This is a genomic window from Olleya marilimosa CAM030 (assembly GCF_000518485.1).
GTDB lineage: Bacteria > Bacteroidota > Bacteroidia > Flavobacteriales > Flavobacteriaceae > Olleya > Olleya marilimosa.
The window spans coordinates 230,437-245,047 of the sequence record NZ_JADR01000007.1 but is presented as its reverse complement, the minus strand read 5'-3'; the positions used below and the strand labels follow the sequence as shown (position 1 = coordinate 245,047).

General features: G+C 33.7%; 11 protein-coding genes. 1 reads left to right on the top strand and 10 read right to left on the bottom strand.

Annotation, left to right across the window (positions count from 1 at the left end; translation table 11 throughout):
• Nucleotides 1-2: 2 nt before the first annotated feature.
• The 10 genes from M890_RS0109910 to M890_RS0109865 form a co-directional block, all read right to left on the bottom strand.
• Nucleotides 3-1,325, bottom strand: a complete 1,323-nt coding sequence (locus M890_RS0109910; protein WP_036597393.1) for a cytochrome P450 — start codon at nucleotides 1,323-1,325, stop codon at nucleotides 3-5.
• A gap of 58 nt (nucleotides 1,326-1,383) precedes the next feature.
• Entirely contained in the window at nucleotides 1,384-2,406 is a 1,023-nt protein-coding gene (gene ruvB / locus M890_RS0109905) for a Holliday junction branch migration DNA helicase RuvB (RefSeq protein ID WP_028283387.1), read from the bottom strand.
• A gap of 135 nt (nucleotides 2,407-2,541) precedes the next feature.
• Nucleotides 2,542-4,332: a cytochrome c oxidase subunit I gene (locus M890_RS0109900; RefSeq protein ID WP_028283386.1), complete on the bottom strand. Its 1,791-nt coding sequence runs from the start codon at nucleotides 4,330-4,332 to the stop codon at nucleotides 2,542-2,544.
• A gap of 33 nt (nucleotides 4,333-4,365) precedes the next feature.
• The gene (locus M890_RS0109895; protein ID WP_028283385.1) at nucleotides 4,366-5,442 is read right to left on the bottom strand and encodes a cytochrome c oxidase subunit II; all 1,077 of its coding nucleotides are present in this window, start codon (nucleotides 5,440-5,442) and stop codon (nucleotides 4,366-4,368) included.
• A 30-nt stretch (nucleotides 5,443-5,472) separates the two neighbouring features.
• Nucleotides 5,473-6,840 carry a hypothetical protein gene (locus tag M890_RS0109890; protein ID WP_028283384.1) on the bottom strand — a complete coding sequence of 456 codons (1,368 nt, stop codon included), beginning with the start codon at nucleotides 6,838-6,840 and terminating at the stop codon, nucleotides 5,473-5,475.
• 26 nt (nucleotides 6,841-6,866) lie between these two features.
• Nucleotides 6,867-7,424: a c-type cytochrome gene (locus M890_RS0109885; RefSeq protein ID WP_028283383.1), complete on the bottom strand. Its 558-nt coding sequence runs from the start codon at nucleotides 7,422-7,424 to the stop codon at nucleotides 6,867-6,869.
• A gap of 9 nt (nucleotides 7,425-7,433) precedes the next feature.
• The gene (locus M890_RS0109880; RefSeq protein ID WP_028283382.1) at nucleotides 7,434-7,964 is read right to left on the bottom strand and encodes a DUF3341 domain-containing protein; all 531 of its coding nucleotides are present in this window, start codon (nucleotides 7,962-7,964) and stop codon (nucleotides 7,434-7,436) included.
• Nucleotides 7,965-7,967: 3 nt separating this feature from the next.
• Complete coding sequence (gene nrfD, locus M890_RS0109875; RefSeq protein ID WP_028283381.1) at nucleotides 7,968-9,425, bottom strand: NrfD/PsrC family molybdoenzyme membrane anchor subunit; 1,458 nt, start codon at nucleotides 9,423-9,425, stop codon at nucleotides 7,968-7,970.
• Between the two features lie 32 nt (nucleotides 9,426-9,457).
• The gene (locus M890_RS0109870; RefSeq protein ID WP_028283380.1) at nucleotides 9,458-12,559 is read right to left on the bottom strand and encodes a TAT-variant-translocated molybdopterin oxidoreductase; all 3,102 of its coding nucleotides are present in this window, start codon (nucleotides 12,557-12,559) and stop codon (nucleotides 9,458-9,460) included.
• 75 nt (nucleotides 12,560-12,634) lie between these two features.
• Complete coding sequence (locus tag M890_RS0109865; RefSeq protein ID WP_028283379.1) at nucleotides 12,635-13,942, bottom strand: c-type cytochrome; 1,308 nt, start codon at nucleotides 13,940-13,942, stop codon at nucleotides 12,635-12,637.
• 212 nt (nucleotides 13,943-14,154) lie between these two features.
• On the opposite strand from M890_RS0109865, the gene M890_RS0109860 reads away from it, so the two are divergent.
• Nucleotides 14,155-14,553 carry an SPOR domain-containing protein gene (locus tag M890_RS0109860; protein ID WP_028283378.1) on the top strand — a complete coding sequence of 133 codons (399 nt, stop codon included), beginning with the start codon at nucleotides 14,155-14,157 and terminating at the stop codon, nucleotides 14,551-14,553.
• Nucleotides 14,554-14,611 lie beyond the last annotated feature (58 nt).

Below are 14,611 nucleotides of genomic sequence, written 5' to 3'. Positions count from 1 at the left end.
TATTATCTTTTCTGAAAACTAAGATGTGCATTTTTAGGTTTTAGTGTAATTAAAGGTGTAATCTTAACGTAGTCGAATTTAGGCTGAATTTTAAATTTTTTGACTAGCGTTGTAACTGCTATAATCATTTCAAACATTGCAAAATTATTACCTATGCATTTTCTTGGACCTGCTCCAAAAGGGAAATATTGACTAGAAAACTGTCGTCCACCATTTGCAAAACGTTCAGGTAAAAAGGATTCTGGATTATCCCATAATTTGGGATGTCTATGGATTTCGTAAACCGAAAACAGTAAATTACTACCTGGTTCAAATTCCATTTCATTAAAAACATCCTTCTCTATATTTACTCTGTCAATAAAATATGCTGGTGGGTACAATCGCATGGACTCTTCAAGGACTTGTTGACATACTTTAGATTGTGATATTCTAGTCATCAAATCAGCATTATCACCACCAAGTTCAATAAATTCATTATAGATTTTATCTTGCCATTCAGGATGTTTTGCTAATAATTGAAATGTAAAAGTTAAAGCATTGGAAGTCGTCTCATGGCCAGCTGTAAAAATTATTAATATCTCGTCAATTAATTGGTCTTCTGTCATACCTAGACCGTTCTCATAGCGTGTTTCTAAAAGCATATCAAGTAAATCGTCATAACGTTTACCGGAAGCTTTACGTTTATCAACTATGCGTTTTAGTATAACTCTAGCTTCTTCTGATAAATCTAAATGTTTTTTTAAAGTGCCACCAATTTTAAACCACCATCCTAAATAAGGTTGCCTTAACTCCTTAACTAGCATGCGTTGATTTGCTTCGGTTATATACTGTAACCGCTCCATATCCTTATTTTTGGCTGCTTGAGTGAACAAAGATTTAACTACTGTTTGAAAGGCTAAATCATTAAGAATTGGAAAAAGATCTATGGTTTTATTACTTTCAACCTTATTAAATTCTGAAATAATTGTCTGCTGCATACCATCTAGCAAATTTTGCAATTGCTTTTTATGAAATGCTGGCTGCATCATCTTACGCTGTTTCTTCCATTTTTCGCCTTCAGACGTTAAAAGACCTTCACCTACATATTTTACTAAATCTTCAGTTTGAATTTTTGATTTCGTGTAGTTTTTTTGATTTTTTTGAAGCACATACTGAGCAAAACCAGCATCTCTACAAAAGTATATCTTAGAATTAAAACCTACATTAAGCTTGAAAATATCACCTAATGCTTCAAAATTTTTATTATGAAAAGGCAAAGGGTTTTTAAGGATTTCTAATGAATGCTTAATAAATTTTAATAGCGAAACTTCTGGAATCTTTTTCATTATCTTAATTAGAAATTAATATTTTCATCCAAACTATTTAATACACGCTATGCCTCTATTAAAATAAACCACCTTGCGTTGGACCTTTAATTTTACCTAAGTGTTTGTAGGCTAATTCTGTAACCTCACGACCTCTAGGTGTACGCATAATAAATCCTTGTTGAATCAAAAAAGGTTCGTAAACTTCTTCAATAGTCTCGGTACTTTCACTTACTGCTGTTGCAATAGTGCTAATACCAACAGGACCACCTTTAAACTTATCAATAATCGTAGATAATATTTTATTATCCATCTCATCCAAACCATAAGCATCAACATTAAGCGCTTCTAAGCTATATTTAGCAATTTGGATGTCAATACTACCATTACCTTTAATTTGGGCGAAATCTCTAACCCTACGCAGCAATGCATTTGCAATTCTAGGTGTACCACGACTACGACCAGCTATCTCTATAGCAGCTTCCATAGATATTGGAACATTTAATATGTCTGAACTACGTTGTATAATAGTTGTTAGTAATTCTGTATTATAATACTGTAATCTACTTTGTATACCAAACCTTGCTCGCATAGGAGCTGTCAATAAACCTGATCTAGTTGTCGCACCAACAAGCGTAAATGGGTTGAGATTAATCTGAACCGTTCTAGCATTTGGTCCAGATTCAATCATAATATCAATTTTATAATCTTCCATTGCAGAATACAAATACTCTTCTACAATTGGACTTAAACGATGTATTTCGTCAATAAAAAGTACATCTCTTTCATCTAGATTTGTTAGCAAACCTGCTAAGTCTCCTGGTTTATCTAATACAGGACCTGAGGTTACTTTAATACCTACACCCAACTCATTAGCTAATATATTTGCTAAAGTAGTTTTACCAAGACCAGGAGGTCCATGAAATAATGTGTGATCTAACGCTTCATCACGACCTACAGCAGCTTGAACAAAAATTTGTAGATTTTCTAATACCTGATCTTGACCTGTAAAATCTTCAAAAGATAGTGGTCTTAATTGTTTTTCGACATCAAACTCCTCAGGAGTAAAATTATCACTGGTTGGGTCAAGGTTATTGTTCATGTTAATGTTCCGCAAAAGCGGTAAACTAATAATTAATATAACTTAAAATAAAGTTGGAGAATAATATAAGCAAATATAAAGAAAAAGCCTTTCTGTTTTTGCAGAAAGGCTTTTCAATATGCTATTAGAATAAATCTAGTGTTGTAATTCTTCTTCTCCTTCTTTTAAAGGAATAATTTGAGAGACAAAATCTTCATCGTGTCCAGGTTTGCTATAATCATAAGCCCATCTGTGAACTTCTGGGATAGCTCCTGGCCAGTTACCATGAACGTGCTCTACTGGAGTTGTCCATTCAAGGGTATTAGATCTCCATGGGTTTTGTACAGCTTTCTTACCGTAAAAAATACTTGAAAAGAAATTGTATATAAACACAATTTGGAAAATACTACCAACAATAGCAAACAACGTAATAACAACGTTTACACTAGCTAAATCATCAAATAATGGGAAGTTAGTATTAGTGTAGTAACGTCTTGGTAAACCTGCCATACCAATAAAGTGCATTGGGAAAAATACTCCATAAGCACAAACAGCTGTTATCCAAAAGTGAACATATCCTAAGTTTTTGTTTAACATGCGTCCAAACATTTTTGGAAACCAATGATAAACTCCAGCAAAGAAACCATATAATGCTGAGATACCCATTACTAAGTGAAAGTGAGCTACAACAAAGTAAGTATCGTGAACGTTAATATCTAAAGCACTATCTCCTAAAATAATACCTGTTAAACCACCTGTAATGAAAGTAGAAACTAATCCAATAGAAAACAGCATAGCTGGATTCATTTGAAGGTTACCTTTCCATAAAGTTGTAATATAATTAAATGCTTTTACCGCTGATGGTATCGCAATTAAAAGCGTTGTAAATGTAAATACAGAACCTAAGAATGGATTCATTCCTGAGATAAACATGTGGTGACCCCAAACAATTGTGGATAAAAATGCAATTGCTAAAATTGAAGCTACCATTGCACGATAACCAAAAATAGGCTTACGTGAGTTGGTTGCAATAATCTCTGAGGTTATACCTAATGCAGGTAATAATACTATATAAACTTCAGGGTGACCTAAGAACCAAAATAAGTGCTCAAATAAAACCGGAGAACCACCTTGGTAATGTAATACTTCACCTTGAATAAATATATCAGATAAGAAGAATGAAGTACCAAAACTTCTATCCATTATTAATAATAATGCTGCAGATAGTAATACTGGGAATGAAATAACACCAATTATTGCTGTTACAAAAAACGCCCATATTGTTAAAGGTAATCTAGTCATAGACATCCCTTTAGTACGTAAGTTAATTACCGTAACTACATAATTTAAAGATCCTAATAAAGAAGAAGCGATAAATATAGCCATAGAAACTAACCACATTGTCATACCTAATCCAGAACCTCCTTGAGCCATTGGCAACGCACTTAATGGTGGATAAATTGTCCATCCTGCTGCAGCTGGTCCAGCTTCAACAAAGAAAGAACATACCATAATAACACTTGAAGTAAAGAATAACCAATATGAAACCATGTTTAAAAAACCTGATGCCATATCTCTAGCTCCAATTTGCAATGGAATAAGTAAGTTACTAAACGTACCACTAAGTCCTGCTGTAAGTACAAAGAAAACCATTATAGTACCATGGATAGTTACTAATGCAAGATAAATATCTGCACTCATTACACCATCTGGAGCCCACTTACCTAATAAAGCTTTAAATAATGGGTTTGATTCTTCTGGCCAAGCAATTTGCATACGCATCATGATTGACATTACTACTGCTATGATTCCCATAATAAGACCAGTAATAAGATACTGCTTGGCAATCATTTTATGATCTTGACTAAATATATACTTAGTTATGAATGTTTCTTTATGATGATGACCATGATCGTCATGTCCATGTTCTTCTACGTGTGCTGACATAATCTAAAATCTTTAAATTTAATTTCTTGTTATTTAATTTTTTACTAATGAATCTACAAAAAGCTTTTGCTCTTTCATCCACTCATCATACTCCTCTTGTGTTTCAACTATAATTTTCATTTGCATGTTATAGTGAGATGTACCACAAATCTTGTTACATAATAGTAAATAATCAAACTCATAAGGCTCTAAAGCTTCTTTACCCTCAGCAATTAAAGATTGACTCTTTTCTGTTCTGATTTTGTTGATATTAGCTACTTTATCTTGAATTTCTTGCGTTTCACGCATTTCAGCAGTTGTTTTTGTTGGTGTAAAACCAAACTGCGTTATCATACCTGGAACACAGTTCATCTGAGCTCTGAAGTGAGGCATATAAGCTGAGTGTAATACATCTTGAGAACGCATTTTAAATAATACAGGCTTACCGACTACTAAATGTAATTCTTTAACAATTACGTCATCCTGAGCATTAGGATCTGATTCGTCAACACCTAACTCATTAGCTCTGTTAATATCAATTAATCTAACGTTTGCTTTACCTAAAGCATTATCAGGACCAGAATATCTTGCTTTCCAGTTAAATTGTTGAGCATAAAGTTCAATAACCATAGGATCAGCTTCTTCATCAATATTCATAATGCTAGTCCAAGTAAATAAACCTTGAATGATTAAACCTGCTAATACTATTACAGGTATAATAGTCCAAATAGCTTCTAGCTTATTGTTATCGGCATAGAACAAAGCTTTTCTGCCTTTTTCACCTTTATATTTAAAAGCAAAATAGTGTAATAAAAACTGAGTAATTGTTTGAACAAAGAAGATAACAATCATAGAAATGATCATTAAGTTGTCAATACCAGGTCCATGTTCTGAAGCAGAATTAGACATTAATGGTAAATCTCCCCATTTAACAAAACATACAATGGTAATAAGATAAATGAAGATTAAAAAACCTATCATTAAGTAACCGTTAATACGGTTATCGTTATCGTTTGCTACTTGGTTATTATCGTTTGTTTTTCCAGCTTGAGTTAAATCAAAGATTTTAACCATTTGCCAAATTGCAACGAAAATAAATACTAAAACTAAAATTGATAAGAAAGTCGTCATTGGTATCGTTCTTCTTTATTTTATTTTTTATTAATAATGGAAATGTTCACTCTCCTTGATAAAAGGATTTCCTTTAGCTATAAGTGGTTGCTTAGATATTGCATAGAATACAATAAACATGAATAAACCAGCGAACAATAAAATTGCTCCTATTTCAGGCATACCGATAAACCATCTATCACCTACAGTAGCTGGCATAATCATATTAAAAATATCGATATAGTGTCCTGCTAATATGACAACTCCTGCCATAACTACAAACCAAGGAATACGTTTGTAATCACTATTCATTAATAGTAAAAGAGGAAATAAGAAATTCATTGCAATCATTCCAAAGAAAGGAAGGTTGTAATCTTCTATTCTAGTTACAAAATAAGTTACTTCTTCAGGTATGTTTGAGTACCAAATTAACATGAACTGAGAAAACCATAGGTAAGTCCAGAAAATACTAAATCCGAACATAAACTTAGCTAAATCATGAATATGACTATCATTAACTTGTTGTAATAAACCTTTAGATTTCAAATAGATAGTAATCATAGCCATAACTGTTACAGCACATACCATCATACCTGCAAATACATACCATCCAAATAATGTAGAAAACCAGTGAGGATCAACACTCATTATCCAGTCCCAAGACATCATAGACTCAGTATAAATAAAGAAGACTAAAAAAGCTGCTGCAATACGGAAAGACTTTTTAAAGTTACTTCTGTCACCTTCAGGTGCTTGATCTTGAGCTAAAGAAAATTTACGAGCAAAGTATCTATATAAAGACCATCCTCCAATAAAAATTAATGCTCTAATAACAAACCCAGTTGTATTTAACCATGCTGATTTACCTGCAACTAATTTGTCAAACTTATCACTTTCGGGATTAACCATATCTGGATTCATCCAAACAAATATATGATCTCCAGCCCAAACAGCTATTGCCAATACTATTAATGCTCCTGGCAGCACGTAATAGGTGATACCCTCCATTACTCTAAATAAAAGAGGTGACCATCCTGCTTGTGCAGCAAATTGAATAGCGTAAAATGCTAAAGCACCTAAAGCAATCATCATAAAGAAAAATGCAGCAATATATAATGCTGAATAAGGTCTATTGTGAATTTGGTGCATTACGTGTTCTGCATGCTCATCACCATGATGTGCATCAGCATCAGCATGTGAAGCATTATCACTATGAGAATCTTTTGAAGCATGTGTATCTTCAGTTACAGTTGCGTGACTATCACCATGACCACCATGACTTGCTTCTTCAGCTAACATCGTTTTAACGTTATCTAAAGTAACGTGGTGAGATGAATAATAACCTGTTCCCCATAATCCAGCTCCTACTATGATTAGGATTAGTGAAACTAATTTTAGTCTATTTGAAAGTGTGTACATATCTATATATAAACTTTATCTAAATCTTATTTTTCTAAGTCTGCCTTTAATTTCTCAACATAGGCAACTACTTGCCAACGTTCTTCCTCGCTTAAAAAGTTAGCGTAAGATCCCATTGAGTTTTTACCATAATACATTACATGATAAATGCTACCTGTGTTAATGGCTCTTCCTGCATCGTCGTAACTAGGTACACCAAGGATTTTTTCTCTTTTAACAAGATTACCTTTACCGTCTCCTTTATTACCATGACAAATACCACAATAAATGTTATATAACTCTTTAGCTCTAGGCTCATCAAACTGAGTGGAATCTAAAGGAGATTTTAATTCAGCTTTAGCTAAATCATAACCTGTTATATCGTTTGAATACTCAAAAGGTGTATAACCTCTAGGTATAGTCCCATCAGCTGGTAATTGTGCTTCTACTCCATTTGCAAATGCATCAGACTCTTGATAAGCATCGTATGCAACAGACTCATACATGTTAGGCATGTACTGATAGTTTGGACGAGAACTCTTATTACAAGAAGTAAACGATATTGCAATTAAGGCTATTATTGATATTTTAATTAAATGTTTCATTCTATCTAATTAATGTGCTTTATCTACTACGTTAATTTCAACTGCTCCAGTTTCTGATAATAAACTTTGTAATTCAAGTTCATTATTATGAATTGGAAGTTCCATTAAAAAATGGTCATCAGTTGTTCTAGGATCTGGGTTTTCAGCTTTTTTAAAAGGCCACATCTTACTTCTTAAGTAAAATGTTATTACCATTAAATGGGCTGCAAAAAACACAGTAAGCTCAAACATAATTGGTACAAATGCTGGCATATTTTCTAGGTAACTAAAACTAGGTTTACCACCAATATCTTGAGGCCAATCTTCAATCATAATGAAATTCATCATTAAAACTGCTACTGTTAAACCAACACAACCGTACAAAAATGCACAAATAGCTAAACGTGTTGGAGCTAATCCCATCGCCTTATCTAGTCCGTGAACTGGAAAAGGTGTATATATCTCTTCGATTTGATGTTTTGCAGCTTTAACTTTCTTAACTGCATTCATTAACACATCGTCATCGTTATAAATAGCGTGAATTACTTTTGAAGCTTCCATATGCTACTTTATGTTTTTTGATTCATTATTATTAACTACAGAAGTTCTGGCATCTGATCCAGTACCTACTAAACTATCTCCTCTTTCTCTGATGGTTTTGTAACGATCTCCAGAAGATTTTAAAATGGTTTTAACCTCTGCTTGTGCTATTACAGGGAAAGTTCTAGAGTATAATAAGAAAAGTACAAAGAAGAAACCAATTGTTCCAATAAATATACCAATATCAACAAATGTTGGTGAGAACATAGTCCATGATGATGGTAAATAATCTCTGTGTAAAGATGTAACGATAATTACAAAACGTTCAAACCACATTCCTATGTTTACTACAATCGAAATAAAGAATGAGAACATTATGCTTGTACGTAATTTTTTAAACCACATAAATTGCGGAGAAAATACGTTACAGCTCATCATCATCCAATAAGCCCAAGCGTAAGGACCTGTTGCTCTGTTTAAGAACGCATATTGCTCATACTCTACACCAGAATACCAAGCTACAAATAACTCTGTTATGTAAGCCACACCAACTATAGAACCTGTAAGCATGATAACAATATTCATTAACTCTATATGTTGTACTGTAATATAGTCTTCTAGGTTACATACTTTTCTCATGATGATAAGTAATGTATTTACCATAGCAAATCCTGAGAAAATCGCACCTGCCACAAAGTATGGAGGGAAGATTGTTGTATGCCATCCAGGTATAACTGAAGTTGCAAAGTCAAAAGATACAATGGTATGTACTGAAAGTACTAACGGAGTAGCTAAACCTGCAAGCACAAGAGAAACCTCTTCAAAACGTTGCCAATCTTTAGCACGACCTGTCCAACCAAAACTTAATAAGCTATAAATTTTCTTTTGGAAAGGTTTAATAGCTCTATCACGTAACATTGCAAAGTCAGGTAATAAACCAGTCCACCAGAAAACTAATGATACTGATAAATACGTTGAGATTGCAAATACGTCCCATAGTAAAGGTGAATTAAAGTTTACCCATAATGAACCAAACTGATTAGGTATTGGTAAAACCCAATATGCTAACCATGGACGACCCATGTGAATAATTGGGAATAAACCTGCTTGTACTACTGAGAAAATAGTCATTGCTTCAGCAGAACGGTTAATTGCCATTCTCCATTTTTGACGGAATAATAATAGTACTGCAGAAATTAATGTTCCTGCGTGACCAATACCAACCCACCAAACGAAGTTAGTAATATCCCAAGCCCAGTTTACTGTTCTGTTTAGACCCCAAGTTCCGATTCCTGTAGAAACGGTGTATATAATACAACCTATTCCCCAAAGAAAAGCAACAAGTGCAATAGAAAATACAATCCACCACTGTTTGTTAGCTTTACCTTCAACAGGTGCTGCGATATCTACAGTTACATCGTGGTAAGATTTCTCACCTGTAACCAAAGGTCTTCTAATAGGTGCTTCGTAATGAGACGCCATAATCCTTTATAATTGTTTATTAATTAATCTTTTTATGCTTCTTTCGTGTTTCTCACTTTAGTATGATACTGAACATTAGGTTTAGTACCAACACTTTCTAATAAGTGATACATACGATCGTCTTTTAAAAGTTTTGCAACTTTACTTTCCTTATCGTTAATATCTCCAAATACCATTGCTCCACTACTACATGCAGCTGAACAAGCTGTTTGGAATTCTCCGTCCTTAATCTCACGTCCATCACGCTTAGCATCAAGAATCGTTTTTTGTGTCTTTTGAATACACATAGAACATTTTTCCATTACACCACGAGAACGTACAGTAACATCAGGATTAATTACCATACGACCTAAGTCATTATTCATGTGGTAATCAAACTCATCATTTCCATTATATAAGAACCAGTTGAAACGTCTTACTTTATATGGACAGTTGTTAGCACAATATCTTGTACCCACACATCTGTTGTATGCCATATGGTTTTGACCTTGTCTACCGTGTGCTGTAGCAGCTACAGGACATACAGTCTCACAAGGTGCGTGGTTACAATGTTGACACATTACTGGTTGGAACGCTACTTGAGGATTATCTGCAGGATCTTCTAATTCTCCAAAACCTCCTAAAGAACCATTATCTCCAAATAACCCAGAGAAACCTTCTTTTTTTGCATCATCTTCTGCAAAAGTATCTTCAGAAGAATAATATCTATCAATACGTAACCAATGCATATCACGACTACGTCTAATTTCTTCTTTACCAACTACTGGCACGTTGTTTTCAGCATGACAAGCGATAACACATGCTCCACAACCTGTACAAGCGTTTAAGTCTATTGATAAGTTAAAGTGATGACCTATAGAACGATCAAATTCATCCCATAAATCAACTTCAGGAGAAGTAACTGGAGTTTCTTGGTGATTTAAAGATACCATAGGAACTTCATTCCAATAGTGCTTATCTTTGGTATTAAATATTTCTAAAGTCGTTTCTTTAATAATATCACCACGACCCATTAAGGTATTCTGTAATTGTACACATGCAAATTCATGCATTCCAGTTGCAGGCTCAATAGATACGCTTTGAACAGTATTAAAATCTTTATAAAGTGTAAAAGCATTTACACCTGTTTTCATTTCATCTTTAAGTCCAGCTGATCTACCATATCCAAATGCTAAACCTACAGATCCTTTTGCTTGACCAGGCTGAATGATAACTGGTACATTAGCTAATGTAGTATTACCTAATTTAAGGTTAACATAACTACCATTTAAAGCACCTGTTGAGTCATTTTCGTTAACTATATTCCAAGCTTCGGCATCAGATTTAGAAACCGTTAAATAGTTATCCCATGATGTTCTAGTAATTGGATCTGGAAACTCTTGTAACCAAGGGTTATTAGCCTGTTGACCATCACCCATTCCAACTTTAGAATATAATGTTAATTCTGTACCATTTGTTTTTGCAGAAGATGCTAACGCTCTAGCTGCATTGCTAGCTGGTAATTCATCTTCAGAAATTTCTTCTGCTACCTCTTCTATAATTGGAGCTGAGCTAACAAATGATCCGTCATGAAGTGCTTGATTGTAAGAACTTCCATTAAGAATACTTTCTTTCCAAGTTGCTTTGATATACTCATTAAATGAAGTGCTATTCTCATTCCACTTTAATAAAACATCTTGAAACTGTTTTGTATCAAATAAAGGTCTTATAGTTGGTTGCATTAACGCAAAGTGACCCTTCTTTAATTCTACATCACCCCAAGATTCTAAATAATGAGGAGCTGCTGCAATATATTGTACTAGTGAAGCTGTTTCATCTTCCTTAGAAGTGAAAGCCACAGACAATGTTGTATTTTTTATACCCTCAGCAAATTCAGAAGCATTAGCTAATGTATACATTGGGTTAACTCCGCTCATAATAACTGCACCTACTTTACCTGCTTTCATGTCAGATATTAAAGTTTGTACTGATTTATTATTTCCTTGACGAGTTTTTATAGGCGTCTTAGGATCAAAAGCCTTACTACCTAGTTTTTTATTAATTTCTAAAGCAACAGTTTGCGCATTCACATCTTGAATACCTGTTACTAAAACACCATTACTACCAGCTTTAATTAATTCTGAAGCTGCTTTTTGTACTGCTTCTTTAATCTTAGCAGGTAACGCGTTAGCATTTACAGATCCACCAACAATTAAACTATGTAATTGTGCCAAAGCAAGTTTTTGTTGAGAAGGTGTCAAAGGTACACGCTTATCTGCATTAGCACCAGAAAGAGACATATTTGACTCAAACTGAATATGACGAGACATTTTACCATCTACTGGTATACGTCCTTTAGCATAAGCAGAGTCAAAACCTCCACCTTGCCAATCACCAAGAAAATCTGCTCCTACTGAAACAATTGTCATTGCTTTAGAAAAGTCATAATTAGCTAAACCACGCTCACCATACATAGCCTGATAAGCATCCAAAGCAGCTGACTCTGAAATAGCATCATAAACCACGTGGTTTACATTACCATACTTTTCAGTAAATTCCGCAACTAATTTTGATGTTGAAGGACTTGCATAAGTTTGAGTTAACAAAACAATTTGCTTTCCAGAATTCTTTATATTATTTAATGCTGTTGTCGTTTCAGATTCGAAATCTGACCAAGAAATAGAGGCACCACCTTTTTTAGGTCCTTGCACTCTAGTACTATCATATAAGTCTAAAACCGAAGCATTAACTCTAGCATTGGCACTACCATTAGTAGCAGCTAAAGTATTATTTTCAATCTTAATTGGACGACCTTCTCGAGTCTTAACTAAAACACTTGCAAAATCAAAACCATTAGCAATAGTTGTTGCATAATAATTTGCAACACCAGGAACAATTCTGTCTGGCTGTACTACGTAAGGTATTGACTTAACTACTGGTCCTTCACACGCTGCTAAAGAAGCAGCTGCTGTACTAAAACCAACATACTTTAAGAAATCACGACGTGTTGTTGAAGAAGCCTCTAACGTTTCCTTATCACCTAAGAACTCATCAGTAGGAATTTCTTGAACAAATTCGTTTTGTTTTAGCGTCTCAACAATAGAGCTATCTTTTAGCTCCTCAACACTTTTCCAGTATTTCTTGTTTGATGACATATTATATAATTGAATTTATTTCTTTATTAATTATTTTAAGGTTTTCCATTTTAAAGGAAAAGAAAAATCTTGTTTTTAGTAATGACACTTACCACATTCTAAACCTCCCATTTGAGCTGCAGTAAAGTTATCCTTACCATACTTTTTGTAAAGTTGCTCATGGATTTTAGTGTAATATGCGTTGTCTTTAACTTTCACATCTGTCTCTCTGTGACAGTTTATACACCAGCCCATTGTTAATGGCGCATGTTGGTACATAATTTCCATTTCTTCAACAGGACCATGACAAGTTTGACACTCTACACCTCCAACCACTACGTGTTGCGAGTGATTAAAATATGCAAAGTCTGGTAATTTATGAATTTGAATCCATTTAACTGGAGCTGTTTTTCCTGTATACTTTTGTTCTGCATCATCCCAACCAACTGCATTATAAAGTTTTTTGATTTCAGCATTGTAATCTACTCCATATTCTGATAATCCTTCAGCTTGCGTTTCGGCAGCAACTTCATAAATAGATTTATGACAATTCATACAAACATTTAATGAAGGTATACCTGAATGCTTACTAACTCTAGCAGAAGAGTGACAGTATTTACAATCAATACCATTTTCACCTGCATGAATTCTATGTGAATAATGTATAGGCTGAATAGGCTCGTAACCTTGATTAACACCTACCTGCATAAAGAAACCATATACAAAATAAGCACTAGACAACAACAACACCACAACTGATACCAAAACTAAAAATTGATTTTGAACAAATGCTTTCCATATTGGTGTACGCTTTGTAGTCTCAGACAACTCAACACCTTTTGCTTCAGCAAAATTACGAAGTGTCTTGTTAACTAAAAATAAGGCTCCCGCTAACAATGCAAATAAAACACCTAATGCTCCTAAAATTATTTTATTAGAAATACCTCCTTCAGAAGATGCATTAGACGAACTAGTAACAGTAGGATCACCTGCAGCCACAGGAGCAGCAGTTGGCTCTGTAGCAGTATATGCTAAGATGTTATCAATATCTGCATTAGTAAGAGTAGGAAACGCACTCATTGCAGCACCATTGTACTCATTATAAATCTTGTTTGCATATGCATCTCCAGATTTAATAAGTCCTGCACTATTTTTTATCCATTTGTACAACCATTCTCTATCTAAATCTTCGGTATCAGCCAAACGAGACTCTACTTTACGTAAAGCAGGACCTGTCATTTTTTTGTCCAACTTGTGACAAGCTATACAATTGGCGTTAAATAAAGATTTACCTACAACTGCATCGCCTTCTTGAGCGAACATTGAGGTTGAGAATGCTAGTAAAAAAATTAAGCTTAAACGAAGATAGTTGCTACTTAACTTACGGTGAATCACCTGTTTCATATTATATATTGAATTTACTTCTAAACTTTGGTATGATTTTTTCATAACTATATATTAAATACAGTTGGAAAAACGTTACGCAAAAGTAATACTTAAAGTCGATTTTTAAAATCTTAAAGAAGTCTTAATTGCTAATTTAGATAAATTCTAAATAATAAATTGTAGCACTTTTTAGTTTAATACATTTACATTTGCATTAAATACCATTAAAAATGAAAATAATACAAATAAAAGCCTTTTGCTTAACCTCCTTAATTACAATATGTTTTTCTACATTTAGCATGGCTCAAAGTGGAACGGTAATATTAAATGAAGATCCTGCTATCGCTAAATTATTAGAGATAAAAAAGGATATGAATAAAGACGATAAAAATAGTGACCGATATAAAATTCAAATATATTCAGGGAATCTAGGTAGCGCTGAAAGTATTAAATCTAAATTTGAAAATAGCAATGGTAAGATACGCTCTCAGCTTGTATTTGAAACACCAAACTATAAAGTATGGGTTGGCAGCTTTAGAACACGATTAGAAGCAGAGAGAGCTTTAGTAGACGTGCAGAAAAAATTTACCGATGCCTTTATCTTTAAGCCTAAAAAAGAAAAAGAATAATATAATTTAGTTTAAAACAAAAAAAAGCGATTCAAATGAATCGCTTTTTTTATATAGT